General features: G+C 34.3%; 24 protein-coding genes. 13 read left to right on the plus strand and 11 right to left on the minus strand.

Annotated features, from left to right (window positions below; genetic code table 11):
* Nucleotides 1-212: 212 nt before the first annotated feature.
* From MYP_RS12900 to MYP_RS12910, 3 genes are all read right to left on the minus strand, one after another.
* The gene (locus MYP_RS12900; protein WP_045464130.1) at nt 213-1,367 is read right to left on the minus strand and encodes an MBL fold metallo-hydrolase; all 1,155 of its coding nucleotides are present in this window, start codon (nt 1,365-1,367) and stop codon (nt 213-215) included.
* Between the two features lie 188 nt (nt 1,368-1,555).
* Complete coding sequence (locus MYP_RS12905) at nt 1,556-2,551, minus strand: glycoside hydrolase family 5 protein (RefSeq protein WP_045464133.1); 996 nt, start codon at nt 2,549-2,551, stop codon at nt 1,556-1,558.
* Between the two features lie 270 nt (nt 2,552-2,821).
* The gene (locus MYP_RS12910; protein ID WP_197060078.1) at nt 2,822-3,766 is read right to left on the minus strand and encodes a helix-turn-helix domain-containing protein; all 945 of its coding nucleotides are present in this window, start codon (nt 3,764-3,766) and stop codon (nt 2,822-2,824) included.
* An 847-nt stretch (nt 3,767-4,613) separates the two neighbouring features.
* Between MYP_RS12910 and tyrS the strand changes: the two genes are divergently transcribed.
* The 6 genes from tyrS (at nt 4,614) to MYP_RS12940 (ending at nt 9,883) form a co-directional block, all read left to right on the plus strand.
* Entirely contained in the window at nt 4,614-5,825 is a 1,212-nt protein-coding gene (gene tyrS / locus MYP_RS12915; RefSeq protein WP_045464140.1) for a tyrosine--tRNA ligase, read from the plus strand.
* Nucleotides 5,826-5,991: 166 nt separating this feature from the next.
* Entirely contained in the window at nt 5,992-6,306 is a 315-nt protein-coding gene (locus MYP_RS12920; RefSeq protein WP_045464143.1) for a hypothetical protein, read from the plus strand.
* Nucleotides 6,307-6,481: 175 nt separating this feature from the next.
* Nucleotides 6,482-6,880 (plus strand): hypothetical protein, encoded by a 399-nt coding sequence (locus tag MYP_RS12925; RefSeq protein WP_045464637.1) that lies wholly within the window; start codon nt 6,482-6,484, stop codon nt 6,878-6,880.
* 118 nt (nt 6,881-6,998) lie between these two features.
* Complete coding sequence (locus MYP_RS12930; protein WP_045464146.1) at nt 6,999-8,069, plus strand: hypothetical protein; 1,071 nt, start codon at nt 6,999-7,001, stop codon at nt 8,067-8,069.
* 236 nt (nt 8,070-8,305) lie between these two features.
* Nucleotides 8,306-8,689, plus strand: a complete 384-nt coding sequence (locus MYP_RS12935; protein WP_045464149.1) for a hypothetical protein — start codon at nt 8,306-8,308, stop codon at nt 8,687-8,689.
* Between the two features lie 111 nt (nt 8,690-8,800).
* On the plus strand, nt 8,801-9,883 hold the full coding sequence (locus MYP_RS12940) for a DKNYY domain-containing protein (protein ID WP_156140567.1): 1,083 nt from the start codon (nt 8,801-8,803) through the stop codon (nt 9,881-9,883).
* A 175-nt stretch (nt 9,884-10,058) separates the two neighbouring features.
* On the opposite strand, the gene MYP_RS12945 is transcribed toward MYP_RS12940, so the two are convergent.
* Nucleotides 10,059-11,456, minus strand: a complete 1,398-nt coding sequence (locus tag MYP_RS12945) for an FAD-binding oxidoreductase (RefSeq protein WP_045464155.1) — start codon at nt 11,454-11,456, stop codon at nt 10,059-10,061.
* Between the two features lie 403 nt (nt 11,457-11,859).
* Here MYP_RS12945 and lepB point away from each other — a divergent pair, with 403 nt between their 5' ends.
* On the plus strand, nt 11,860-13,002 hold the full coding sequence (gene lepB, locus MYP_RS12950) for a signal peptidase I (RefSeq protein WP_081990512.1): 1,143 nt from the start codon (nt 11,860-11,862) through the stop codon (nt 13,000-13,002).
* 172 nt (nt 13,003-13,174) lie between these two features.
* On the opposite strand, the gene MYP_RS12955 is transcribed toward lepB, so the two are convergent.
* The 4 genes from MYP_RS12955 to MYP_RS12975 form a co-directional block, all read right to left on the minus strand.
* Nucleotides 13,175-13,918 carry a DUF4197 domain-containing protein gene (locus tag MYP_RS12955; RefSeq protein ID WP_052430177.1) on the minus strand — a complete coding sequence of 248 codons (744 nt, stop codon included), beginning with the start codon at nt 13,916-13,918 and terminating at the stop codon, nt 13,175-13,177.
* Nucleotides 13,919-14,222: 304 nt separating this feature from the next.
* Nucleotides 14,223-15,758 carry an alginate export family protein gene (locus MYP_RS12960; protein ID WP_052430178.1) on the minus strand — a complete coding sequence of 512 codons (1,536 nt, stop codon included), beginning with the start codon at nt 15,756-15,758 and terminating at the stop codon, nt 14,223-14,225.
* Between the two features lie 329 nt (nt 15,759-16,087).
* A complete protein-coding gene (locus MYP_RS25070; RefSeq protein WP_081990513.1) occupies nt 16,088-18,091 on the minus strand; it encodes a DUF6055 domain-containing protein in 2,004 nt (667 codons plus the stop codon).
* 225 nt (nt 18,092-18,316) lie between these two features.
* Nucleotides 18,317-18,928 (minus strand): collagen-like triple helix repeat-containing protein, encoded by a 612-nt coding sequence (locus MYP_RS12975; protein ID WP_045464164.1) that lies wholly within the window; start codon nt 18,926-18,928, stop codon nt 18,317-18,319.
* Nucleotides 18,929-19,190: 262 nt separating this feature from the next.
* Here MYP_RS12975 and MYP_RS12980 point away from each other — a divergent pair, with 262 nt between their 5' ends.
* Nucleotides 19,191-19,826, plus strand: coding sequence for a carbonic anhydrase (locus tag MYP_RS12980; RefSeq protein WP_045464167.1), 636 nt, complete (start codon nt 19,191-19,193; stop codon nt 19,824-19,826).
* A 58-nt stretch (nt 19,827-19,884) separates the two neighbouring features.
* On the opposite strand, the gene MYP_RS12985 is transcribed toward MYP_RS12980, so the two are convergent.
* Complete coding sequence (locus tag MYP_RS12985) at nt 19,885-20,334, minus strand: SRPBCC family protein (protein ID WP_045464170.1); 450 nt, start codon at nt 20,332-20,334, stop codon at nt 19,885-19,887.
* Between the two features lie 36 nt (nt 20,335-20,370).
* Nucleotides 20,371-20,862 carry an SRPBCC family protein gene (locus MYP_RS12990; RefSeq protein ID WP_045464645.1) on the minus strand — a complete coding sequence of 164 codons (492 nt, stop codon included), beginning with the start codon at nt 20,860-20,862 and terminating at the stop codon, nt 20,371-20,373.
* Between the two features lie 128 nt (nt 20,863-20,990).
* Here MYP_RS12990 and MYP_RS12995 point away from each other — a divergent pair, with 128 nt between their 5' ends.
* From MYP_RS12995 to MYP_RS13010, 4 genes are all read left to right on the plus strand, one after another.
* The gene (locus MYP_RS12995; RefSeq protein WP_045464647.1) at nt 20,991-21,965 is read left to right on the plus strand and encodes a GlxA family transcriptional regulator; all 975 of its coding nucleotides are present in this window, start codon (nt 20,991-20,993) and stop codon (nt 21,963-21,965) included.
* A gap of 43 nt (nt 21,966-22,008) precedes the next feature.
* Nucleotides 22,009-22,887 carry an oxygenase MpaB family protein gene (locus MYP_RS13000; protein ID WP_045464172.1) on the plus strand — a complete coding sequence of 293 codons (879 nt, stop codon included), beginning with the start codon at nt 22,009-22,011 and terminating at the stop codon, nt 22,885-22,887.
* Between the two features lie 536 nt (nt 22,888-23,423).
* Nucleotides 23,424-23,744 (plus strand): ArsR/SmtB family transcription factor, encoded by a 321-nt coding sequence (locus tag MYP_RS13005; RefSeq protein WP_045464174.1) that lies wholly within the window; start codon nt 23,424-23,426, stop codon nt 23,742-23,744.
* Nucleotides 23,741-24,709 carry an SRPBCC domain-containing protein gene (locus MYP_RS13010; RefSeq protein ID WP_045464176.1) on the plus strand — a complete coding sequence of 323 codons (969 nt, stop codon included), beginning with the start codon at nt 23,741-23,743 and terminating at the stop codon, nt 24,707-24,709. The genes MYP_RS13005 and MYP_RS13010 overlap by 4 nt, the downstream gene beginning before the upstream one ends.
* Nucleotides 24,710-24,768: 59 nt before the next feature.
* Here MYP_RS13010 and MYP_RS13015 read toward each other — a convergent pair whose 3' ends face one another.
* On the minus strand, nt 24,769-25,650 hold the full coding sequence (locus tag MYP_RS13015; RefSeq protein WP_045464178.1) for a glycosyl transferase: 882 nt from the start codon (nt 25,648-25,650) through the stop codon (nt 24,769-24,771).
* A gap of 230 nt (nt 25,651-25,880) precedes the next feature.
* Here MYP_RS13015 and MYP_RS13020 point away from each other — a divergent pair, with 230 nt between their 5' ends.
* Nucleotides 25,881-26,531, plus strand: a complete 651-nt coding sequence (locus tag MYP_RS13020; RefSeq protein ID WP_045464180.1) for a DUF6304 family protein — start codon at nt 25,881-25,883, stop codon at nt 26,529-26,531.
* Nucleotides 26,532-26,668: the final 137 nt, after the last annotated feature.

Below are 26,668 nucleotides of genomic sequence, written 5' to 3' on the forward strand. Positions count from 1 at the left end.
TTATCAAATTAAATTACCTCGTAATCTTCAGAAAATAAAGGATTTTAACAAGTTTTTGTTTGGGTTATTCAAACCAGGATATGGAGAAATTGTTATTGTTCTGTAATTTATGATGTTCGGGTAAAGATAAAATTAACTAAAAAATCAATTAAATGCATGGCTCTAAGTTGTAGGTTTAGAATGAAGAGGCTTCTGATTATAATTCAGAGCTTTTATTCTTTATTTAAAACTTCTTCATTTAAAGCCGCTGGTAGATTTAAAGTCCACCAGTGGTTTACAGGATAATTTTTATTAATTATTACTTTTTCTCCGATCATTGGTGTGGTGACCTTCACTTCTGTCTTTTGTGCATATTTCAAAACCCTTTCTACTGGCTCATTCCAGGCGTGTAATGCTAGTGTGAATTTTCCCCAATGGACGGGAAACAAAACTTTGCTTTTCAAATCGATATTCGCCTGTACTGTTTGTTCCGGAAGCATGTGAATGTATGGCCACATTTCATTGTATTGTCCTGATTCCAAAATTGCGATATCAAAGGGACCATATTTATTACCTATTTCTTTGAAATGCTTGTCATATCCGGAATCTCCTCCAAGAAATAATCTGTGAGTTGGAGTAATAAGGGCGAAAGATGCCCATAATGTTTGATTTCTGTTTAGTATTCCTCTTCCTGAGAAATGCCTTGCAGGTGTAATGGCCAATTTTATCTTGTCTGTTATATTAGTCTCTTCCCACCAATCAAATTCAGATATCTTATTTTGTGGTACACCCCAGAACTCCAAATGTTCACCGACTCCCAACGGAGTAATTATTCTTCCTGTCTTTGAAATCAGTTTACTTACAGTTTCAAAATCCAGATGATCATAATGGTCGTGACTAATGAGAAGGATATCAATCAGAGGAAAGTCTTCCACAGAATAGACCGATGTGCCAGGGTAGTTTTTTGAACCTACATATTTTACTGGTGAGGTGCGTTCACTAAAAACCGGATCTACTAAAATATTTAATCCATCTATTTGAATAAAATAAGAGGAATGGCCAAACCAGACAATTGATGGTTCTTGAGATGGTTGAACTTTTAAATCTGTTTTAACAGAAGGTATGATAGCTGAAGGTTCAGTATTCTGCTTCTTTGAAAAATATTCCTTAATTAGCTTCCAATAGGAGCCTTCATCAGACATCATTGGGGTCTCTGAAAGATTTTGAAAACTGCCATTTTTATAGTTAGGTGATAGTTTAATCTTTTCGAGGCGTGCACCGGAGGGATTTTTACCAAAAGATTTTTGCTGAAATATGATTACTACGGCAAGTGTTAATAACAGGAAGATCGATAATAATAAAATCATTGCTTTTTTAAATATACTCATCAGAAAAACTATATGCGTGTAAATCTATTGACGGATGAAGGTCTATAATATTTTTGAAGAGTACATGAAAAATTAAAATTTAATTCAAGAAATTGATTTAAGTATGTCTGAAAGGGAGGAAGCATATAAAATAAGGGTCTTTTCCTAAAGATTAATGGAAAAGACCCGCCGTTTCAAGTTTTATAAAGTTATTTTTTCCGCTTAAGAAGGGGGGTATTCTTAAGGATCAGTTCATTTCGGATAAACTGGCCAGATGGAGTAAGGTCTGTTTCAGACCAGTGAGAAATTTCGGAAACCGGAAGTAATATAGATGCAGTTTCCTTTTTATTAGCGACAGACCAGTTGCACCAGCTTATCTTATATTTGTCAAGAAAAGCAAACCATTCATTAGTCTCTTCTGCTCCGAATTTACCATTTCCGGAATAGTCGCAAGTACCAAATTCTGTGACAAATAATGCGACACCCTTTTTCATTGCCTTTTCTGCTTCGTCCCTTAAATATTGTCCGTGAGAAACAGCATAAAAGTGTAGGGTATAAGCAATATTCTTATCCTGTATAGGATCTTCAGCAGCTTCACTTACCAACTGAGACCATTGTCTGGTTCCTACAACTATAATATTATCAGGATCATGTTCTCGTATGGCTTTTATAACCTGTTCTGCATAAGGTTTGATTGATGATTTCCAATAAGTATCCTGTAATGGCTCATTATAAATTTCATAAATGACATTAGGGTACTTCCCATATTTTCTTGCCATGGTTGAAAAGAACTTTTTTGCGAGTTCTGGATTTTTATGCGCATGGTGACTGTGATAATCGATGATAACATACATACCAAGCTTTATAGCTGCATCAACCATATCAATAATCTTAAATAACTCATTGGGGTTTTCTTTATAACCTCCGTCTTCATCTACTCCCATTGCCAGCCTCACAATTGTACATTTCCAATCATCACGTAGCCAGGTAAGTGTTTGTTCTGTATAATATTGTCCCATCCATTGACTCCAGAACATAGACATACCTCTTAGCTGAACTGTATCTCCAAATTGGCTTACTATGTAATTCCCATTGACTGAAAGCTGACCGTATTTTCTTACAATAGATTGCTGAGCAGAGGACTGGAACGAAAAGCCAAGCATGATTAATAAAATTACTGATAAAAGTTTTGCATGTGTTTTCATATGATTTGATATTGATTTAGTGCAAAACTATCTGGTAATTATTAAATTGGATTTGTAAAAAAAGATATACTTTTTGCTTTTTATTAATACGTGGATTATCAGGTGTTTTAAGATTAGTTTGCAGAAATTGTCAGTTTCTTTGTAAAAGTATTAAGTTGTTGTATTTGAGTTTATTGAAGCTTAGGGTAGGGCTGCAATCTGAGACTTTGCAAAAAATAAGATTTTTTTGTGGGTTTTTGTAATTTATTGGAATTTAGAGTGTTGTACCATTTATAGCTGGACTTTATTTTTCTTACGATAATCATTTGGAGAGAGTCCTAAAGATTCTTTAAATACTCTGTTGAAGTGTGAAATATTACCATAGCCAACTTTATAAGCAATATCAGAGACCGGCAAAGTTAAATCCATTAATAGTCTTTTTGCTTCATTCAGGCGTAGGTTATTGAGATATTGTTTAAAAGAAAGACTAAATGAATCTTTAATCAATGAAGATATTTTATTTTCAGAAAGGCCTGTTGCCAATTGTATTTTTTTTAGCGAAAGCTCAGAATCCTGATAGTTGCTAGAAATAAAATTTATTACTTTTTGCAGATCCTGACCGGACTGACTGGTTATTTGAACAGGAGTATATTGAATCTCAACTTTCTGAACCTGTTCTTTTGGTTTTTTTCTGATATAAACAATGAAGCTTATTGTAAGATAATAACAGATTAAAACAATTGCAGTAATTTGATAAAACAAAAAGGCATTTTTGGTAAACTTTAATTCACTTATGTTAATAGTGTCCGGAATATTTTTTCCCAGCAATTGACAATTTTGAATATTTATAATTTTTACCTTATCTAATTCCAGTGATTTAAAATCCTTTTCGGAAACGTTGTTTTCCGCATACCACCATGTTGGAGTAATAAATTTATCCAAAGGAATAGTATATCTGCTCTGATCTTTTTTCAGATCTATATCTTTTACAATATACCTGTAAGTAAGAGTCTTTTCCGGATTGGTAAAACCCGTTACATAAACTCCGAGAATTATCTGTGGTCTTTTGCCTGAAGTTGCCTCAATGTTCATTTCCAAATTATCATAGGAAGTGAGATCAAAGAATGAATTGTCTTTGGCAAATAAAGTTACTCCGGCATATGGAAACAGGTACCCCTCTCCAAGTTTATAACTATATGAAATGATAGTATCATTTACTTTAATATCGTATACCATTGATGCTTTCTCTGAAGATTTCAGAGAATCAGAGTAAGAATATATTAAAAAGTTCGCAGTGTCAGCTGTGTAGGGAATTATGGAAATGGTCTGGTGAGGTCTTCTCCAAACATAAAAAAGGGAAATTAGAATTACCGGCAGGATGATCCATATGATTAACCGATTGAAAAAACCTTGTACCATGTATTGAAATAATTCGACTTAAAATTAAATAAAGTATCGGTTTAAAAAAAGATATCAATTAAGGATATCATATTCTGTGCCTTTTGTTACATAAAACGGTTATTCATTACATTTGAAATCAAATAGGTAAAATTATTATTTCGGGTTAAACCTTAATTAAGGTATATCTGCATAATAAAATGAATCAACAATATAATAGCTCTGAAAGCTATTCGGATCTTGTAAGGAAACTTATTTCTTATTGGTAAAATCATATTACTTAGAGGTTTTCTCAGGTATCCTCTTATGCACACTTGAAGTGGGAGAAAATATTTTACAAGGTAAAGTCATCTTTTCATGGAAATATCAGGGAATTACTTATATCGGAATAGCTGGGAATATGAAGGGTGATCCTACTAGATTACTATTATATAGATTTTCAATGAAACTTTAATTTGTGGAGTTTTGCTTAATAGAAAAAAATGATTTAATTTAGTTTACACTAAAGAAATAACATGAATAATTTAATGCAATCCTATTATACTTATGCTTACTATTATCTGATAGTCAGAGCCGGGGATTGCTATATAATTAAATGAGCATAAAGAATCATTAATATACTCAAAAGCCCCCGACCTGTCGGGGGCTTTTTTGTTTTTATCCTGACCAAAATAATCTATATATTATGAATCCTATATTAAAAGAAAATGTAGAGATCATTTTTCCTGAAAACGGATTGGATGATAAATTAAAGCAAGCTGAAATACAAAACAGAAAGCTAGTTGTTAAACTCGGATTTGACCCTACTGCTCCGGACCTTCATTTAGGGCACGCGGTGGTATTAAAAAAGCTCAGACAGTTTCAGGATCTGGGACATCTTATTGTTATTATCATTGGTGATTTTACAGCGCGTATTGGTGATCCTACAGGGAAAAATAAATCCCGTCTACCATTAAATGAAGAGCAGATCAAAGAAAATGCACAGACTTACGTTATTCAGCTTTCAAAGATCCTGGATATAAATAAATGCTCCATAAGATACAATTCAGAATGGCTTGACAAAATGAATCTATCAAATTCTATTCAACTGTTATCCCAGGCTACAGTTGCTCAGATGTTGCATAGAAATGATTTTAGCAGCAGGTTTGAAAAAGGGATTCCTATTGCTTTACATGAACTTATATACCCTTTACTACAAGGTTATGATTCAGTTGAAATTATGGCAGATATAGAAATGGGTGGAACAGATCAGCTGTTTAACTGTTCAGTCGGACGTCAGCTTCAGGAAGGTGCTGGAAAAACCGAGCAAGCTGTTTTATGTATGCCTTTGCTGAAAGGAACTGATGGATCAGAGAAGATGAGCAAATCGCAGAATAATATTATCGGACTTACGGATCATCCGAATGATATGTTTGGAAAGATCATGTCTATTCCGGATGCTCTTATTTTGGAATATCTGAAGCTGGTTACTGATTTTACAGATGAAGAGAAAAATGATAATATACAACAATTGAATAATGGCTTGAATCCTATGGTCCTTAAAAAGAGAATAGGATTTAATGTAGTGAAGCAGTACCATGGATTGGAAGAGGCTCGTTCGGCTCTGGAATTTTTTGAAAATCAGTTTCAAAAAAAGAGTTTTGAAGAAAAGACGTTTTCCAAAATTTCTATTTCAACAATCGCTGTCCTGCATTCTAAACAAGAGATTCAATTGATTGATCTCTGTAAAATAATTAAACAGTCAGAGAGTAATTCAAATCTGAAAAGGCTTATTGAGGCAGGAAGTGTAACTATAAACGGTAGTAAGATTATGGATATGTATAGCATCGTTAGTTTGAATATTCTTCCTGTAAAGATTAAAATTGGTAAAAGGAATTATTTTCAGTTAATACAATAGTATTGATAATGGCATAATATTGCCAAAAGGCAGTTTTTCCAGTAGTGTTCATGTCTTTCGACTTGACATTTTATGAACTTGCCAGAAATATATAAATTCATACTCTGTTGAATGATGTTTCGGATCGAAAGGTCCGAAACCACAGCTTATTAAAGTAAAGAAATTAATGGACTCAAGAGAATTATATAACGCAGCAAATTATCTAGTCTCTTTGATTAAATGGGACAAGGAGTGGATTCATTTTGGTACAGATAGTCAAATTAAATTTAACTTAGTTCATGAAATGATTGAAAGTTATTTGACAGACAAAGATGTATTGCTAATTCACAGACGTACAACTTCCAGGAAGATTAAAAAGGAGGAAATGGGAGAGGTAATAAAAAATATTCTCGGTAAAGATGACTTTCAACTCTGGTCAATATCAATGGATAAAGTGGTTTTGTTCAATAAAATAGGGGTTCTTAACAAAGGACGTAGATAATTAACTCTTTCTTGCTTAGTTCTGACTGTAATAAAACTTATGATATTTATGTATATATTTTTTCGATATAAGATGGATTAAAGTTCATTTATCAATTTGAACATATTAGAAAAGGGAAAATATATGTATCTTGTGATACCTAATAGTTGTGTGACATATGACTAAAATAAAAAAAATGAATTCTAAAACTGCAATTAAAATTATGCTTTGGTTATTGGTTTTCGTAATGCTTTTTCATCTAAGCATAATAGTAAAATTGATTCCATATGAAATCACTTGGGGAGGAAGGTTGAAAAGTGATATTGAAATGTATGTTTTTGAAACTATATCTATCTTGATTAACCTCTTGCTATTTTCAATTCTGTTAATAAAGGGAAGATATGTAAAAGAATATTTGTCGATGAAAGTAGTTGACATCATTTTATGGATTTTTATAATACTATTTGGTCTGAACACTATTGGGAATATTTTAGCAGAAACAATTTTTGAGAAATTTTTCACACTGTTAACCCTTGCTTTTGCAATGCTACTTTGGATCATTCTGAATAAAGATAAAAATCGAGCACATAATTAAGTATAAAAGGTAATTAGAACGATTATGAACCGTTGGTTTGCATCAGATAAATGAAAAATGTATGCATTTAAGGAGGGATAAATACTTAGGGGACATTGTAACGACACAATTTTTTAAAATGAAAAAACTAATTATAATTTTAGGTTTAACGATTTTCAACTTGACATCGTGCATTGAAACCAAAGAAGAAGCTAAAGAAGAGCAAACCGTTATGACAGTTCAGCCAGCTGAGCAACCGACCACGCCCCAAAGTGATTTTAATGCAAACGAACAAATAGTTATTCAAAAGTCAGACTTATATTATTTTCGAGATTTAGAATCAAACATAGGACTAAAAGTTGGATTCATATCACTTTCCGACATATATCCATTAAGCGAACATGCAGACTCACTTGCTATTCCAAATTTTGAAGATGTAAATAAAAATAACCTTCAATATTTTAAATTAAGTTCAGAATACAGAAACAGATTTCTTTCTAAAACAAAAATTTCAAAAGACGACAGCGTATTTATTTATGACTATTCAAATGATGTGCTATTTTCTTTTCCAGTAAAGAAATTAAATGTAGTTGCTTATCTTAGTGTATATGTGGATAAAAGTGATTGTCCTTGTAGTCAGTACGATTACATGATTGGTTTTGAGATAAACAAGGATTCCCTGACAGGCTTTGATAAGTATCTCAACTATTCTTTAGCATATGTCGGAAAGGAAAATCCTTTTATCCTCGGACAGATGAGGCCAATTAGTTGGGAAAGAATAGATATTAAAGAGTTCCCAGTACAGAAAAGCAATATTGCGAATAATGTGTTTAGACAGCTCGACCTGAAAAAGGGTAATGCATACCTATACAATTCTGAACTATATCGCTATTATATTCAAGAGTATATGGAAATAAGTACTGGTTCTTATTTAGCTCATAGGCTTTTAATAGTACTAGACAGAAAAGGCGAAAATCTAATTATGGAGAGAGCGTTTAGTGAAAGTGAAGGAACAAGTATGGTACCATTAAATTTTGGAATAGAGCATTCAAATAATGATGATTTGAAAGAACAATGGACAGGGTATCTCTTTAAAGATAAACCTCAAGTTGTTTTTGGCTTTGAATCGCATTCTTTTGGATGTCCGAATATAATTTTCCTGGATTCAAAAGAACGTGATTTATATATAAATTGTGACAACAGACATTAATGTGACGTAAGGTTGATAGACCTGAAGCTTTTATTACGCTGTTTAGATTATGATATAGTTTCATAGAGACTAACTTTGATGGCTGATGTGGAAGGTCATTCCAATAAAATATAAACCATATATATTTCGATAAAGAATCTAATTTTAAAATTGATTGAAAACCATTTGATCCAAAAAGGAGGTAATGCTGGTATAGATTGTAATTCTATTATTATTCAAAACTATTATAATTATAAATGCTTGAGAATTTTATTCTTGCAAGTGATCTGATTACAGAATCGGAATTTAATAGGATAATTGATTTTATCCTTGAAAAAGGGGATAGAAAATTTTATTGCAACAGGTTTAATAATAATCCTCATTATCAATTTTCAGAATTTGATGTTTACCTGAACCCCTCAAACGACAGAAATATTGTTTGCGATACTACCATTTCGGATTTTAATGAAATCGTTTTTTATAATTCATCTGCACTGCACCGGTATTATTATTTGAGAATTCGAAGGGGCAGGAAAGAAGATAGCAAAACTATTTCGGGTACCAGCAATCAAGTTGAAGTGAATATAAAAGATGAAGTAATTCGGAATTATCTGAAAGAGGTTCTAAGAAGAATGCCTTGAGTATTGGCATCAAGTAAATTCGGTTGCACCTCGGTTTGTCAAGCAAAGATAATATCAGACTTTTATGTAGTCGTTTGTTTATAGTAAATTGAATTTTAAATCTAAATACCCGTGTCGACAGCAATAAATATCTTTATCACTTTAATTCTGATTCCCTGGCCCGCAGCGCTTATGATGTCTCCTATGATGATTGCAGCTGCAGATTTTCGGAATAGCAGATCATCATTGTTATCTGCAACGCTTATATTGAGCTATCCGGTTATTGTTTTTGCAGTACTTAAGTTCATAGATTTTCCTTTCTGGGGAATGGATGTAAAGGTATGGCTTTTTGGAGTCTCAGTTGTTTCCGGCATCATTGTCTTATTATATGGTATTCCAGGAATGCTTATTAATCTGGGTAGGGGCATAAAGAATGATGGATATTTTAAGAATGATTTTTATGTTTTTTATGATGGGAATAAAATATCTGTAACTGATCCTGCATCATTTTCTGTCATTACAGATGATAAGTTTTATGCCAAAGACATTAAACATGTTTTTTACATGGGGAAGATAGTGAAAGAGGCTGATCCCATGACTTTTGAACCCATTAAAGGAATTGGAGAGGATTTATTGGAAAAGCATGCAACAATATATTGGAAAGACAAAGCGAATGTGTATTACAATGCAAAGAAAATTGAAGGATGTGATGTAGGGACATTTCAGCAAATAAAGAGTATCTATGGAAAGGACAGAGACCACGTTTATTATGGCAATACAATTTTACCAAAAGCAAATCCTGAAAAGTTCAGGTTTTTAGAAGAAGGAATCGCAATCGATGAAGCTTCGATATTTATTTTTAATAAACGGGTTAATATTCCAGTTGATCTGCCGAGCTTTGAAGTTGTAAAGAATGGAGACTACTTATTCTGCAAAGATAAAAATTATGTGTATCTCCTTTTATATGAGAATCCGGAACCTCTTGTAAAGGTAGATGACGCAGATGTTGCTACGTTTACACTTCTTGAAAGATATTATGCCAAGGATAAAAATCAAGTGTATTTTTATGGATATAGCAAACTCAATTCAAGAGCCTTATATCACCTGACTGGAGCTGATCCTGATAGGTTCTCAGTTGAGTATGATGCTTCTACAAACTCAGAAGCCACTGATGGATTGAATTATTATATGTCGGGTAAACCTGTGAAAGTGTAGTGAATGAAAAAAGAATTTAGCTACTTGTTTTCAGGGAAGGAGTAACTTTAATAATAGCATCTTTAGGTTACCAAGTTATAAGTCAACACATAAAAGGTCCCTTAATAAGAGACCTTTTATGTTCTATCGTTTTTGCAAAATGCCATTGCTTTGCCTAAAGCTATTCCTGCACTTCTCAAACCTTAACCCTATGTACAGATGGAGTGATATTTTGATTCACTCTGAATAAATTTTCAGGATCGTATTTATTTTTTACTTCGACAAGTTTGTTATAATTATCACCATAAGTAGCTTTTACGCGGGCATCACCTTCATCCATCATAAAATTTACATAAGCAGCACCTGCAGAATATGGGTGTAATGCATCCCAGTATTCTTTTGTCCACTTCGTTATTTTTTCCTTGTTTGCAGGGTCGGGATCTACACCTACAATTACCATAGACCAGTTGGCATCTCTGAATGTCCATGCTGTATCTTTTTTACCCACATGAGAAGCAGCACCATTGACAGGATATAAATGCATAGTGGAATGCAAAGTAGGTAGTTTTGCAGCAAATTTTTTATGAATTTCAATTGCCTCATCCGGAATTTCTTTAATGAAATCTGCTCTCCAATACCATTGATACCCTGTAGGATATAGATCATCAAACATAGTTTGTAAGGCTGTATATGGCATAGGGCCTGTTAGGTCCAGAGCTGGTTTTTTAAAGTTTCTTACAGGTTTGAATATTTCTTCAGCTTTTCCCAATGGCCCTGTATAGTTCCATACTATTCCACACATTTTTTTCATGTGGAGACTTTCCGGAAACGGAGCGACAGGAGGAACTGTAATAAAATTGAAAAAGCCATTTAATTCATTCGGGGCTTTTAGGATAAATTCTCGGTACCATTTCAGTACTTCTTCAGCCTCACTCAGATCCCATAAAATTGGGCCTCCGAAGACGACATTAACAGGACTTAACTTAAATTTAAATGCTGTAACAACTCCAAAATTACCGCCACCGCCTCTGACAGCCCAGAACAGATCCTGGTTTTGTTTTTCATCTGCAGTGATAAAACTTCCATCTGCTTTTACAAGATCAATTGATAACAAATTATCAATAGTAAGTCCATAATGACGGGTAAGGTGACCAATACCTCCTCCCAGGGTAAGTCCACCTACACCTGTTGTAGAAATGATTCCTGAAGGACAGGCAAGTCCGAAAATTTGCGTAGCATGATCAACATCTCCCCATGTGCATCCTGCTCCTACGATTACCGTTTTGGCTTCCGGATCAACTTTTGTATATTTAATATGAGACAAATCGATAACCAACCCGCCATCGCATATTCCTAATCCTCCTGCATTATGCCCACCACTTCTGACTGAAAGAAGTATGTCGTTTTTCCTTGCAAAATTTACACAATGGATAATATCAGCAACATCTGCGCAGATTACTATCATTGCTGGCTTTTTACTGATCATTCCATTGTACACTTTACGTGCATTCTCATATTCAACATCATCCGGTAAAATCAGTTTACCTCTTAACCCGGATTGAAATTCTATTACCAAAGATTGATCTATTTTCATTTTATAGATATTTAAATTCAAATGAGATGAATAATGTAGATTGTAATTTGTTTAATAAGTAACTTATAGTCATTGCGTTACTTTCTGTGTGTAAAGAACATTGCTTAGGAGAATTTGTTCTCAAGATATATGACATTTTAACGCTATTTATCTGTCGTTATAATATTCGGGATTTACTTAAAACAATTTTGAAGGGAGATACTGGCAAATATTATCCTTAAAGAAATTCTGGTTAATTTTATATTTACTTAAGACGGGGAGTCCTATCGCAAGTAATAAAAGAAAAAATATGTTGTAAATTAACTAATGTTATGAGTGACAAACATTTTTTTATCTTTGTATAAAGTATGATCTGATAGAAGGTAATAATTCTTATATTAAGAATTATATAATATTTGGATTTATGATGAAAAAGAAGTGGCTAGGTTTAGTATTGAATATTTTAGTGCCTGGATTAGGTAATTTTTATAGTAGAAAGGTCAGTAAAGGGGCATTGCTGTATGTATTAGCTTTACTTGTATCTTTTACTGGACGGAATATAGCTTATAATTTCTTTCTATTTCTTTTTTCTTTGACTTTAGTCGTCAGCTATTATTTGTATTTAATTGTATCGGGTTATACAGATGTTCAAAGAGATAAAGTTTATGAGAAGATGAATTATGATAAATGGTACATTTATGTTTTCATAGTTATTTTACATGGAACTTTGATAAATTCTTTTATTCTGGAAAAACTTGATAGATTACCAATAAATCTAATGGTTATACCAACACCACAAATGGAACCAGCTTTGATGGTTGGTGATAAAGTGGCTGTAAGTAACACTAAGTTAATCGAAAGGAAAGATGTGACAGTTTTCTTGTATCCAGAAGATTTAAAGACGTATTACATTCAGAGATGTATAGGTTTACCTGGTGATAGTTTGGAGATAAAGAACAGTAACGTCTTTATCAATGGTGAAAAATTGGAAGATGTGCCAATAAAATTAAGATACTATGCTACTATGGATGGTTCTGAAATTAATTCAGAGCTTCTAAAAAAATGCGGAATTGGTATGAGCGAAAATTACAGGTTATCTTCAGACACCTATATATTCTTTTTGGATGAAATGCAAGCCGAAGTCTTTAGGGATTCAGAGTTTATCAAGAAGTTTCATCCAGCGTTCAGTGTTGAAGGAGAAGCTGAGAAAAGAATATATCCCAAATCTGAAAAATATAAATGGAATGTTGATTTTTATGGCCCAATATATATTCCGAAAAAAGGAGATAAGATATCTTTAACTGATAAAACCATTGATTTATACTTGAGATGTATTGAGCTTGAAAATGATTCAGTGAAAAGGACAGGTTCAGGACTATTGGTAAATGGGGGCCCGATTGTTTCATATGAGTTTAAAGAAAATTACTTTTTCATGATGGGAGACAACAGACACAACTCGTTAGATTCTAGATATTGGGGACTCTTACCAGAAAAGCTTGTGAAAGGAAAAGCTATGTACCTATACTGGAGCAAGGCATTAGATCGAATCGGTCAAAGGGTAAATTAAAAATGAAGATTGTTTTTTTAGAATAGCTTGGTCTCGAAGGATAGTAAGTGTTCGTGAACCCACAATTCAATAATTGGGGGGCAGTATCAAAATATCTTATTCTCTCACTGATCGCAAAAAAAAATACCTGAAGAATTTTCTTCAGGTATTTTTTTATTAGTAAAAGGAAGTTCTATTTGGTAAATACCTTCTTCAGTATATCAGTCACACGTGCAACAGGATCTGTTCTGATTGCTTTTTCCTCATCTGCCACTTTGATGAATAAACCAGTCAGTGCCTTGCCTGTAACATAGTCGCTTAAATTAGGATTTACAATAGTAAATCTTGGTCCAAACGGAACTTTGTTAAAGGTTTCAGCTGTTGTGTTGTATTTTTCAACAATTTGTCCATAGGTAGAGGCAGCTGAAACGTTTCCTACAAGAGGTTTACTTAAAGAATTATCTATTTTAGGAGCAAAAAGACCTTTTAAATTTGAATAAGTATTTGTTCTTAAGTAAGATGTTGCGGCCGAATCGCTGCCATTCAGGATACTTAATCCATCTGTAATGGACATGTTGGTAATCGCATTAACAAAGATAGGTTTTGCCTCAGAAGCAGCATCTTCTGCGGATCTGTTAATCTTTAATACTAATTGATCGATCAGAGGCTGAACAACAGCAGAAATACCCAGGGAATTCAGATTGTTTTGTATCATTTGAACTTCCGGAGGAAGTAATATTTTAACTGCTTCATCTTTATAATAACCGTCTGTTTTGTTAAGCATGGTTACAGAGGTGTCTGTTCCTACTCTTAAGGCCTCTTTTAAACCCTGAACGACTTCGTCCTGAGATAGAGAAGGATCGATACCCAGCTCTTCACAGGAAGTCATAAAAATGCTCCCTGCAATTAAAAAAAGTAAGCTTAATTTTTTTATCATAAAATGTTAAATATTGGTTTTCTTTCAGATCAGAAACACTTTTTAATCTGATATATTGCTATACGGACTTTTAATAAAGTTGATTAGTGCAAATATAAGTTATTTTATGAAATTCAAGTAATTTATGAATGGTGTGGTTTTAGGTTTAACGTATTGGTAATTAGCGGTTTGTTTGTTTCGGTATTAGTAGTTCAGGTTCGTTATTTTGATTGAATTCTATAGATTTAGTAAAAAATAATAATTTGTCATCATAGCTTTTTGCTATGATAAGGTAACGAGATAAATATTATTCTGATTTAAATAATTACCATTTCTTGAAGATATCAAAGAAGTTAACCATGGTTTCTATGTAAAAGAAATTTGAACCCAAGGTAGAATTATTATATGCAACCTCTTGTCGATTTTTAACGAAGGTTCCGTTAAAGTAATGTGAGTATCCTATTGCAGTCTTGATAAATTTTAAAACTTCAAACCTTATACGCCCATCCGGACCGTGGCCCAAGTACACGCCACTTTGCCCTGTTTTATCCCTGTTTGGAGCATCTGGGTTAGTGGGAACGTTGAATAAGTTATTGAATCTGTCTGTCCTGCTGGCAAGCCAATAGAAGCTGTAAGAGAAATCTACTTTTAGTTTTTTTCCTGGTTCAAACTCTACTCTTGCTTTGGGAGCTATAATATTTTCCATAACGATATAATCATCAGCAGACCATGGGCGGGCGAATCCATAGAAACGTTCAAACCTGTTGTTTACATCGTCATTTGGGTTTCTGTCTCCACTTGCATAGCCATAAAATAAACTGAATCGGGGTTTCCAGCCATATTGAAATTTATAACCGATTTCTGCAGTGATGGCATAAGCTCTTTGCTTTTTATTGTTGTCCGTTCCTAATTGCTGATTGTATGTTACATCGTAATTTATTTCCTTGGTCAGCCAGCCATAAACCCTTGTTCCAATGTTATAAATGCGACGATCCCGTATGGTATCCTGAGAGTTAGGTTTTTGTCTTAAATACAAAAGATAAGGTTCAATAGTAATGATCCTGGACCATTTTCTCCAGTGAAAAATTGCTGCTCCAAATTGAGTTTGATGATCTGCGGTATCAAGTTCTGTCATAAGTCTGACTAAAGGTTTTAATGCAAGCAAATCAATCTGCCAATCATTTTTATCCTGTCCTAAGGCAGCTCTGAAACCGGTAAAGGTATTGGTCGTATTCCGCCATTGGTTTGAACCAATCAATCGTCTATCCAGAAATTCAAAATTCTGTCTCCCGAATCGCACAAAGGCAGGTCTGTTGTTTCCATATGGATCTTTGCCTAAAGCTTTTTTAAAATGTAGTTCAGCATAAAGGGAAATGGGTTCTACCCGGTTAAAGTCTCTGTTGTCCCTGGGAAATTTGCTATGTACTCTGAATGCATCGCTCATTTCCACTGCAAATCGAAATGGATCTAATACCTCCTTTATGCCGACATAGGCTCTTGTTCTGAATAGTATGGGATAATCTGTTGTAAGAAATGGTCTTCTTATATCATATTGACGATATTCAAAACGTACTCTGTTATCCAGACCTACATCAAGCCAGCTTATTTTTTCAACTCCCGTTATTCCTGTTTTATTAAATTGCCTGGCGTATTCCGGAGGGGTTGGGTCTCTTTTGGTGCCATAAGAACCTGCTTCTACATAGTAAGATTTCTGTTCTTCAGTTTTCTTAGCTGTTGTATCCTTTTGTACTAATGTTGAGTCTTGTGCCTTTGAAACGAAAGTTGATAGCAGAATCAATATAAAAATAAATCCTTTGGGTGCTAATGCAATTAGTCTTATAACATTCTTAAAAGTTGACATAATTTTTTAAATCTCAAATCTTCCCTTCATAGATAATTTTCAAAATTATATAAATTCCATTGAATCAGAAGTTAAGTTTCATCAAATTTTTACTGATTCTAAAGAAACATGATTCAGAAGGCAAAACAAAACATGTTTGGTAATGTTTTGCAATGAGAATGAAACCTTTATTAATTTCAGAAAAATAAATCAAAACAGTTGAAAAGATACCAGTAGGTGGATTACTGGTTTCCTGAAATAACAAGAAATGTAGGTACTTAATGTCTGATTTCAAAATATCCTGTAGATACATATTCTGCAGGATTTTTTGAAATGAAAGGATAAGATTTTTATTCTTTGATAACTCGTATAGTAAAGTCATTTATTTTTAATACATACAAACCATTGATAAATCCGGAAAGATCAAGAGAAGTATCATTCCCTTTTTTCAATTCATGTCCGTAAGCATCAAAAAGTTGCCAGTCTTGTCGAGAATCCCATTTAATGAGTCCTGTTGTAGGATTTGGATAGACCTTAAGTCTATTGTCTGCTAGATCAGGTGCAACTCCTGCCACGACATCTTCCTGTATTCTAATGTTAAAGACAAGTGTAACTTGTGCAGATTCAGTAGCGCTTTTGGTATATTTTAAAGCCTGTTTGATGGTATATTGGTCTCCATCCTTTGATCTGGAAGGATATTGGCCTATGTTGATAGTAAGAGTATTTATATTTAATTCTGAATAAATGTATGCGTCATTTCCCCATGCTATTGTCTGGCCTGCATTGTTAAACCAGTGTCCTGGAGCATTGGCGGTTGAGGTGGTATTCACACTTCCATTCGGATTGATGGCGAAATAAGTGATGTTTATTCCTAAGTTTTTGGCTATATCTTCTACTGGACAGGCAAAGGCTTCACTGATGCTGCTTGAATTCAAAACAATCTGGATGGGTGTATAATCACTAGCCGGCTTCATAACAACATTATATGTAAGAGTAATGTCTTTGATAGGAGTATTAAAAATTCCCTGAAGATCGGTGTTATGAAATTTAACTTTATATGGCCATTGTTCATCATTGCTGTTATTGTCATCCCAGGCGTGTCTCCAGTGCTGTTGAGGGGCTCCTGATACAACCATCCATAATTTTTCGCACTTGTCGGGGCAATTAAACGACATGGTTGTTTCAGGATTAATATTGTTTTGAACATTTGCTGTCCCGGTATTACTGTATACTCTGGTTCCGTCTTCAAGTAATGCCACAAAACCAAATCTCCAACCACCTTTATCTACATTGAGTGCTCTGTAACCAGCCTCGCCTGCAAGTCCTTTAAAGTCAACAGTCACAATTGTTGCCGATGCAGGCGGATTTAATTTAATGCAATTATATCCGTAGTTTTCTATAGTAACGGAAGAGTCTGGTTGCCAGTAGTTATCAGGTTTGAGTGTCATTTTTACCTGTGCTCTTCTGTTTATGTAATTTGCTCCATATGATTTAATTGCTGGGATGTCCCAGGTGGTTAGTCTTGCAGCATGTTCATATATCTCATCATTAAATTGATGTTGGGTTAGTGAATTAAGGCGTTTGTATGTTTCCACAGGATCTTCGGGAGAACGGGATTCTCTCCATAAACGTCCCATAAAATTTTGACCTCTTTTGAAAGTCCAGTAATCCTGGATGAAATAATTTGCATAACGAGGTGTCTCATGTATAATGTGCAAATGATTGTACTTTAAATAATTATTAAAATCGCTTTCTGTAAACTGTTTCTGAGGATAAACTTTAAAAGCCATCCATTGTGCGCACTGCTCCCAGAATCCGTTTCCTCCAGAGGCATTAGGTCCGAATCCGTATCTGTAACCTCCTTGGGTATCGCATCCTGTGATATATTCAAAGCAATGCCCGATTTCATGCGCGAGTACATTGTCGATTCTTGCCGCATCAGGATTTACATGTAAAGTTCCAACCTGGTTGTCCTGACCGGAACCATATGCTGCCCATTCAGTAGTATATGTTAGAAAGATCATAAGCTTATACTTATCAGTAACTGATGATCCTTTAATGGCAAATTTAAGCGAGTCGAGGTAGAATGAATAGGTCTTTTCTGCTACACTTAAGAGCGTATTCAGGTTTACATTATATGGGCTTGCCGCATTGGTGGGGTCATTCCCAAATCCAGCCTCCCAGAATACTATTATGTTGTCAGTTTGTCTGCTTCTGCAATAACACCATTGGTTATTTGGGTTATTCAAATCCATATTCTCATTCGAAATAAAACGAGGAATGTAGACCTGTTTTTGTGCATATAGATCATTGGAAAGTAATGTCAGCAATAAGAGCAGTTTTATGTATTTCATAACATTAACAAACTTTGTTTTTTTTTGATAATAGTTTATTGATTATTGAAATAAGTAATACTATCAAAACGAGAGATGTTTTGATTTTGCGGCAGACTACAATGTATCACTTTTTTTTAAGTACTCAAAAAAGTGGTTTTAGGTAAATGTTTGATAATTAGTCTGGGAATTAAAAAATGCCAGTCCACATGAACTGGCATTAAGTATTCAATCTTGATGATATTATTATGGAATATGATAATATGATTTTACTTCCTGATAATTCTTTAAATCTATCTGACCAACCCTTTGATTGATTTTAACACCTCCTGGTATCAGTACATATCGGAAGTATACATGCTCTGGTTTGAATACATTAGTAAAGAAATAATTTTTGTCAGTAAGTTTAGACAGGTTTTGTGTGATGATGAAAGAAATGCTAAGAAGATTTTTTCTATAGGTATAATCCAGCTCATAGTATACTGCACCTGGATCCGGGACATTTTGATATCCTTCTTTGCCCCACGTAGGCAAGGGTTTTATGCCAGATACCGAAGTTTCACTTTCAGCCTTATTGCCGAAAAAGACTAAAACAGTACCACCGTTATTTATAAATTCATCAGTAATTTTGGAGACTGACAGATCCATACTTATAAATGAGAAATTAGGAGTGATGGAATTAGGATCAAATAGAAACCAATCGGAATACATGATATTAGATGTGCCGGGCTCTCCCTGTTCTCCTTTAGGACCTGTATTCCCAGGAGCTCCAGCAGGTCCCGGATCGCCTTTTTTACTACAAGATGTAATAGTTGTTAAAATGAATAAAAGCAAGGAAAGTAATCTTATATTTTTCATATTAAGTAAGGTTAAAAATTACAAAAATGGGATTATTAAAATATTAACTTCAAGATACGAAAATAAATCAAATCAACATTTGGGAATAAGTTAGCGAATGAATCAAGGTGCCCGTTTATCTTTTCTGTGGATAAATTTTGTGTTTGGGGTTTATTTATCACGTTTTCAGTGAGTTGTTTATTTATTTTATTTTAAGACTCAATTTATTCGATGAATAGTCATAAATTTAAATTCAATTCCAATATTATTCATCTATCTGCATATGATTAAAAGTTATAATAAATTACTTGAAGGAAATAGAAAATGGGCTGCTGAACAATTAGAAAAAGACGCAAACTATTTTGAAAAATTAAGTCAGGTTCAGACACCCGAATATTTATGGATAGGCTGTTCTGATAGCAGGGTTCCATGTGAGGTGATAACCGGAGCTACCCCAGGTGAAATATTTGTGCACAGAAACATTGCCAATATGGTTATTCACACAGATCTTAATCTGTTAAGTGTTCTTGAATATGCTGTTAAATTTCTAAAGGTAAAGCACATTATTTTATGTGGTCATTATGGCTGTGGTGGTATTAAGTCATCTATGGATAATATAGCATACGGATATGTTGACAACTGGCTCAGAAATATCAAGGAAATTTATGTTAAAAATATAGATGAGCTTGAAGCGTTACCTACAAAAGAAGAAAGGGTTAATCGTCTGGTTGAAATTAATGTTGTGGAGCAGGTAAAGAATTTATGCAAAACTAAAGTGGTGCAAATTGCATTAGAGCAAAAGACTCTTAAAGTACATGGCTGGGTTTATGGCATGAAAGAAGGGTTGATTCATGAGATGATTCATGCTGAAAAAACAATAGATACAGTTCATCCGATCTTTAAATATGAGATTGAATAAAATTTAACTGCATTTATGCAGTTAAATTTTATTAACTTAACAAAGATGTGATAAAAGCCTAAACGACCTTCGGCTCTGGTTTACCTTTATCTGTTTCTATAAGTTCCTTCAAACTGTCATGAATATAGCTGCTCCATGCTCCTGTACAGGCTTCGTGACATTCATAATCCGGAACCAAACCATCATGTGTAAAACGAACAAGTGTTTGTCCGTTTGATTCAGAAAGTTCGAAAATAATCTTTGTGTTCGTCCATTCCTTCTGATCTTTCACAAAATTCAGCTTACTATCTGTGACAAGCCAGACCACTTTAGTGTCTGGAATAACCTCAGTTATTTTCTGTTTTGAGTAATGCACATCGCCAAATCTGACTTCAAACTCATCATTTAATTGATGGAAATTGCCTTCGGTGTTTTCAGTCCACCAGCCTCTTACATTATTGACCGCTTCGAATGCTTTATGCAGAGGTTTGTTTACAAGGATTGCTGTTGTATAGCTTTGGTCTTTCATAATGATCTTGGTATAGATAATTTTACGGGAACTGGATTATGAATGAAGTTTCCACTTTTTTACTATTTCTCCATTGAAGCCTCCTTCTTTAGGATTAGGTTCTCCTTTTCCTGTCTCTATGAGCTTTCGAAGACTATTGTGAATATAATTGCCCCAGGCTTCCTTGCATATTTCGTAACATTCATAGTGAGGCCCTAAGCCAATATGAGTAAAGCGAAGTTCAGTCTGTGGGCCTTTTTTAGTGATCTCGAAACTGATTTTAGTATCTTTCCATTCGCTTTTATCTTTGGTAAAATTGAAATGGTTTTCTAATACAAGCCATACCACTTTCTGGTCGGGAATTAATTCAATCAGTTTCATTTTGCTGATATGTACATCCTTATAATGATACATAAATACATCATTGAGCTTGTATGTGCTTCCTTCAATTTCTTCTGACCACCAGCCGCGAATATTATTAATGGCATTGTATACCTCTGATGGGGACTGATTAATTAGTAGACTTGTTGTATAATCGCTAGTATTCATGTATCTCTGTCTTTTAATGTGAATTATATCAGACAAATCTAATACAAGAGTATTTGTTTGATGAAGGTCAAAATGGACTTCAAGCATGGTTAATTTGGACTATTTTCCATATATTGGATATAAGAAATATGAAAAATATAACGATAGTTGTTCCGGATTGCGGAGTAAATCTGAACAGTATTGGAGGGGCTTTCGAAATACTTCGGAGAGCAAATGACTTTTGGATAAAGACTGGCAACGAATCCAGGCTTGAAATTCATATTGCTGGCTTTATGAGAGAGTTGAAGGCTCATGAAAGTTATCTGGCTATTCATCCCATTGATATCAGGACTATCCAAAGGACAAATCTGGTAATTATTCCATCTTTGATAGACGATTTTTCAAAGGTTGTTAATACTAATAGAGCGCTTATTGATTGGATATACAAGCAATATCAGAATGGCGCTGAAGTTGCCAGTATTTGTTCCGGGGCTTTTTTGCTGGCTGCTACTGGGCTTCTGAATGGTAAAAGCTGTTCTATACATTGGAATAAAGCTGTTGAGTTCAAAAGGATGTTTCCTGAAATAAAAGTTGCGGAAGATAAAATCATTACTGATGAAAATGGGATCTATACCAATGGCGGTGCTTATTCTTTTTTAAATCTCATTCTTTATCTTGTGGAGAAGATCTTTGACAGATCAGTAGCGGTATATTGTTCAAAGGTATTTCAGATAGATATGGAGCGAACCGCTCAATCTCATTTTACTATTTTTAACATACAAAAAGGTCATGGAGATGAACTGATCGGCAAAGCTCAGACTTATATAGAAGAAAATATAGATGCAAAAATTTCGTTTGAAAATCTGGCCTCAGAGTTGGCGATAAGCAGAAGAAGCTTTGACAGAAGGTTTATCAAAGCAACAGGCAATACGCCAATGGAGTACCTTCAAAGGGTAAAAGTAGAAGCAGCTAAAAAAGAACTTGAAAAAGGCCGCAAGTCAATTTTTGAAATTATGACGGATGTCGGATATGCAGATGATAAAGCATTCAGAGAAGTCTTTAGGAAGATTACAGGCTTGTCTCCGGCAGAATACAGGAATAAATATAATAGGAGTGTAGCTTGAGCTATTTAAGTAAAATATTGTTTTTTTTCATTCTGTGAAAATAATGAATCGCAAAAAAATACTCAGACAAATATTAAATCTGGATCCTATCAGGGATCATCTGAAGATTGTCCATCTTAATTCTTTTTATGATTTTCCTTGGGATAACACCAGAGCACTGGAATTTGCATTATTCAGAACATTTGCTATACCAGCTATAGGCAATTTACTCTATCATACAGGAGAGTTTGAATACAGAACCCAGAAACGTTATGATGATACAGATCTTTTATTAAGTGAAATCATTGAACATGGGTATGACAGTGAAAGAGGCAAAGCTGCCCTGGCAAGAGTTAATGGAATGCATGGCAGGTTTAAAATTTCAAATGAAGACATGCGCTATGTACTTTCAACTTTTGTGATGGAACCATATAGATGGAATCAGAGATTCGGATACAGAAAAGCTACAAACCAAGAAAACATTGCAGGACATAAAATCTGGTATGAAATAGGAGTGAGGATGGGGATAAAGGATATACCTGAAACCTTTGGCGCAATGCTGGAAATGAATATCGCTTATGAAAGGGCTAACTTCGGATATACAGAAGGAGGAAGGAAGGTAGCTGATGCGACTGTTAATCTTATGCTTGGTTGGTTCTTTCCGAAGTTTATGTGGGGGATGTGCAGACCATTTATGTATGCTTTGATGGATGAACCATTATTAAATGCATTGAGGTTAAAGAAGCCATCACCGGTTATTGTTGGTTTAGTTAATGCAGGTATGAATTTAAGAAAATTTGTTCTTAAGTTTATGCCCGCAAGAAGGAAGCCTGTGTTAAGGACCCGCAGAACAGTAGATTCATATCCTAAAGGATATACAATTGATGAATTAGGAGTCCATTATAAAAATCAGACCAAGGCAGATAAGGTTATCAATCAATAAATATAGAAAAGGCTTTTGCTATCCTTATATTTCCACTTGTCCGGTCTTTTATCAAGTGGAATAACAGAATCATTGTATATCATTTCAAGGTTATCAACTCCTGATTTTCTTTGAAAATCTTTTTAGTTTCCCAGAGAAAACCTATTCTTTCCTTGCTTGAAACTATGATTACTTCTCCAGGATTTAAAACTAATGTGTATCATCTCTATAATCGAATATGGCTGGCTGGTATTCATGAATTTTTAATTTAACAGGATGGTCCGATTTATTGCAGACTAGATATTCCAATGAAAGCATTGTGTCGCAGGAATACATGAAGATAGGTAGTGCAGTTAATAATAAAGGTTTGTATAACTTAATTCTCTTTTTTTTATCGGCCTCAAAAGTAATTTGTGGCGTAATTCCTGCCTATTATAGAAACTAAAATTTGAATTGCGAAAAGTTAAATAACCCAAAAAAACTTAGAAATTATTTGCGCAATCGAATAGTTGCACATATATTTGCTACCGATTAGTTGCAAAAAGAAAGAATAGAAAATGAGAAGAGATGTTTTTCAGGCAATTGCTGATCCGACCAGAAGGGCAATTTTATGCCTGATTGCCGTCCAGGCTTTAACGCCAAATGCTGTTGCTGAACATTTTGACAGCAGCAGACAGGCTGTATCCAAGCATATTAAGATTCTTGTTGAATGTGAATTGTTAAAACAGGAACAACAAGGGCGAGAAATTTATTATCACATTAACCCTGATAAAATGCTGGAAATTGATAAATGGCTTCAGCAGTTCAGGGGATTGCTGGAGAAGCGTTTTAACCAGCTTGACAATGTATTAGCCAAACTTAAATCCGATAAAAAATGAAGAACACTTTATTAATGAATTTCAATGTTGATAAGGCCAATAATAAAATCAAAGTTGAAAGAGAGTTTGATGCTCCTCTAGCTATGGTCTGGTCCGCATGGACCGAAAGTGAACTACTTGATCAGTGGTGGGCTCCACATCCATACATAGCCGAAACCAAATCCATGGACTTCAGAGAAGGCGGCATGTGGCTTTATTGCATGATTGGACCTAAAGGGGAAAGGCATTGGTCCAGAGCTGATTATAAAACGATAAAACCTGAGAAGCAGTTTGTTCTTCTGGATGCATTTTGCGATGAGAATGGAGTCATAAATAAAGATTTTCCAAGATCTACATGGTCTAATATATTTAAGCAAACCGAGGAAACGACAACAGTAAACATAGAGATTAGTTATGATAAGCTGGAAGATCTGGAAGCTACAATAAAAATGGGCTTTCAAGAAGGCTTCACAGCAGGGCTTGAGAATCTTGATCATTATCTTAGTACACAATTCCGTCTTCGCAAAGAAAATAAAACAAGTAATAAAGCCAGAGTTACCACTTATCTGAATTTTCCAGGAAAGACAGAAGAAGCTTTTAACTTTTATCAAAAAGTATTTAATGGAAGATTGACAGGAGATGGTCTGCGAAGATTCGGAGATATTGAACTGCCTGCAGGGGCTCCACCTATGAGTGAAGCAGATAAGAAGCTTATCATTCATGCGGAGTTGACAATTTTGGGTGGACATGTTTTGATGGCTACAGATGCTCCTGAAAGCATGGGATTCAAGCTTGTGGAAGGAAATAACATGCACATCAATGTGGAGCCAGAATCAAGAGAGGAAACAGAGCGAATATTTAAGGAACTATCTGAAGGAGGGCAAGTGACCATGCCTTTGGCAGATATGTTCTGGGGAGCTTATTATGGTAGCTTCAAAGATAAATTCGGTATCAACTGGATGTTTAATTATCAAAAGACAGAATAAAAAAATCCCCTCCAGGAATGAATCTAGGAGGGGATTTTTTTATTTATATAGTTGAATGATTATTTCAATAAAGTATAATTTTTAAACTCACCTATATTCCAGCCTGTAGTTCTGTATATAAAATTAAGTATTCTTAATCTCGGACTTAGCTTGATGCCTTTGGTCGGATCAAAGGAGAATGTCCAGTTTACTCTGTTAATTCTTTCTTTCATAACCTCTGGATGTGTATCGTTAAAATGAGAAAGTGAATCTATCTGAGAATAGTCAAACTCTGTTTTATTATCAAACATTTTGCTTACGGTTTCATCTCCATGCCATAGCTTCTCGAAATTTCTTCTCTTCTCGAGCTGTGCGTCCGGAGGCTTTACCCAACCATAGTGATACATGATGGCATCACCCGCTTTTTTTACCTTTAATTTTTCTCCATTATCTTTTCTGAAGCTCACAGCATCTTTGTATGATCTGATGGACCTATCTGGTCTTATTATTCTGATATCATTTTTTGACCACTTCCTTGAATCAGCGATATAGCTGTATGACCCGTAAAAATTGATATATCCAAATATTAATCCTTCAACTTTTGTGTCGTCTTTATATCTCTCCATTGCTGCTTTAACTTCAGGAAGGTACTTTTCATGCAGTACCTCGTCACCCTGGATATAAAAAGCCCAGTCAGAGTCAGGAGAAACGGCATGAAATGCTTTTTCGGTTTCCACTGCAAGCACTTTTCCGCCCTCTCTTAAAGACTCGTCCCATACAGTTTCTACAATTTTTATTTTAGGAGAATTGATAGATTGGATAAGTTCTAAAGTAGCATCTTCTGATTTTCCAACTGCCACAACAAATTCATCACAGATTGGCAGTATAGAGGTTATTGCCTCTATAATAGGAAAATCATACTTAATAGCATTTCTTATGATTGTAAAACCTGAAACTTTCATTTTAATGTTAATAGTTTTGAATACTTGATGATATGATCTTTTTTTCGGAAGCTCTTAACTTTCAGGAAAATCAGATCAGACAAAGCCAGATGGATACTATTTTAAATTAATATTTATCATTGGATGTGTCAAAAATAAAGAAATTGTTTACTAAATTCTGTCTGAAGCAGTTAATTTATTTATGTACTGCTCTCTAATTCAAAAATTGTTTTAATGAACGGGAATTATATATGAAGTCTCCTGCAAGATATACAGACAATAAAGGAACTATTGAAGCTTTAATTCAAAATACGGGGGAGGAATTGATACTTGAAGTGGATGGTACAATTTTCATAAGCCGCTTTATGGATGATTTCACAATAGAAAATGAAAGCTTGCCGTCTGAACGATATACCCTTAATGACTTTAATGAACTTACTGACTGTCGGCTGGATTTCAAATTGCCATTAATTTTAATAACAGGAGAAAAGGAGATTTTGACGGAGTTAGAAATTCAGATAAATCTTGATAATCCTAATCTTAGTGATAAATATAATACCTATAAGACCTCCGCTGTTTTAAGTATATCATTAAATGATAAAGATCTCCAGACTACTGATATTCAGGATTTCGAGAGTGGATTGGTTAAGATAAAGGAAAAGCTTACTCCCGAATATAAGCTGAAATGTTGTTTTGGTTGTGCTTATGGTGATTACAGTGTGGCTGGCCAGCAATTTTTTGGTTCCATGTTATGCTTTAGAAATATTAAGCAGGAATATTTAAACGTACAGGACAAGGTTCAGTACATGGACGTTATGGAAAAAAATGATAGGTTTGTTCAGGAAACATATTTATGTCCAGATTTCATGATTAGAGAGAAGGGAACCGGATATAGAGGTTGATGAAATATAGCAATGGACTTAGATTGACAGGATATTTATTTTTTACTGTGCCCCTCTGTAAGTCTCTGTGTAAATTAAATTTCAGCAATGAAAGACGAAGCAATATATAATCGATATGTTTGAATTCTTTAAATCCC

The organism is Sporocytophaga myxococcoides (assembly GCF_000775915.1).
GTDB lineage: Bacteria > Bacteroidota > Bacteroidia > Cytophagales > Cytophagaceae > Sporocytophaga > Sporocytophaga myxococcoides_A.

Excerpts from the sequence above, each read along its gene's own strand:
- lepB (WP_081990512.1), top strand. The coding sequence starts at position 11,860 with ATGATGAAAAAGAAGTGGCTAGGTTTAGTATTGAATATTTTAGTGCCT.
- MYP_RS12930 (WP_045464146.1), top strand. The coding sequence starts at position 6,999 with ATGAAAAAACTAATTATAATTTTAGGTTTAACGATTTTCAACTTGACA.
- MYP_RS13005 (WP_045464174.1), top strand. The coding sequence starts at position 23,424 with ATGAGAAGAGATGTTTTTCAGGCAATTGCTGATCCGACCAGAAGGGCA.
- MYP_RS12935 (WP_045464149.1), top strand. The coding sequence starts at position 8,306 with ATGCTTGAGAATTTTATTCTTGCAAGTGATCTGATTACAGAATCGGAA.
- MYP_RS12955 (WP_052430177.1), bottom strand. The coding sequence starts at position 13,918 with ATGATAAAAAAATTAAGCTTACTTTTTTTAATTGCAGGGAGCATTTTT.
- MYP_RS12910 (WP_197060078.1), bottom strand. The coding sequence starts at position 3,766 with ATGGTATACGATATTAAAGTAAATGATACTATCATTTCATATAGTTAT.
- MYP_RS13010 (WP_045464176.1), top strand. The coding sequence starts at position 23,741 with ATGAAGAACACTTTATTAATGAATTTCAATGTTGATAAGGCCAATAAT.
- MYP_RS12900 (WP_045464130.1), bottom strand. The coding sequence starts at position 1,367 with ATGAGTATATTTAAAAAAGCAATGATTTTATTATTATCGATCTTCCTG.
- MYP_RS12925 (WP_045464637.1), top strand. The coding sequence starts at position 6,482 with ATGAATTCTAAAACTGCAATTAAAATTATGCTTTGGTTATTGGTTTTC.
- MYP_RS12920 (WP_045464143.1), top strand. The coding sequence starts at position 5,992 with ATGGACTCAAGAGAATTATATAACGCAGCAAATTATCTAGTCTCTTTG.
- MYP_RS13020 (WP_045464180.1), top strand. The coding sequence starts at position 25,881 with ATGAAGTCTCCTGCAAGATATACAGACAATAAAGGAACTATTGAAGCT.
- MYP_RS12975 (WP_045464164.1), bottom strand. The coding sequence starts at position 18,928 with ATGAAAAATATAAGATTACTTTCCTTGCTTTTATTCATTTTAACAACT.
- MYP_RS12990 (WP_045464645.1), bottom strand. The coding sequence starts at position 20,862 with ATGAATACTAGCGATTATACAACAAGTCTACTAATTAATCAGTCCCCA.
- MYP_RS13015 (WP_045464178.1), bottom strand. The coding sequence starts at position 25,650 with ATGAAAGTTTCAGGTTTTACAATCATAAGAAATGCTATTAAGTATGAT.
- MYP_RS12980 (WP_045464167.1), top strand. The coding sequence starts at position 19,191 with ATGATTAAAAGTTATAATAAATTACTTGAAGGAAATAGAAAATGGGCT.
- MYP_RS13000 (WP_045464172.1), top strand. The coding sequence starts at position 22,009 with ATGAATCGCAAAAAAATACTCAGACAAATATTAAATCTGGATCCTATC.
- MYP_RS25070 (WP_081990513.1), bottom strand. The coding sequence starts at position 18,091 with ATGAAATACATAAAACTGCTCTTATTGCTGACATTACTTTCCAATGAT.
- MYP_RS12960 (WP_052430178.1), bottom strand. The coding sequence starts at position 15,758 with ATGTCAACTTTTAAGAATGTTATAAGACTAATTGCATTAGCACCCAAA.
- MYP_RS12945 (WP_045464155.1), bottom strand. The coding sequence starts at position 11,456 with ATGAAAATAGATCAATCTTTGGTAATAGAATTTCAATCCGGGTTAAGA.
- MYP_RS12995 (WP_045464647.1), top strand. The coding sequence starts at position 20,991 with ATGAAAAATATAACGATAGTTGTTCCGGATTGCGGAGTAAATCTGAAC.
- MYP_RS12985 (WP_045464170.1), bottom strand. The coding sequence starts at position 20,334 with ATGAAAGACCAAAGCTATACAACAGCAATCCTTGTAAACAAACCTCTG.
- tyrS (WP_045464140.1), top strand. The coding sequence starts at position 4,614 with ATGAATCCTATATTAAAAGAAAATGTAGAGATCATTTTTCCTGAAAAC.
- MYP_RS12905 (WP_045464133.1), bottom strand. The coding sequence starts at position 2,551 with ATGAAAACACATGCAAAACTTTTATCAGTAATTTTATTAATCATGCTT.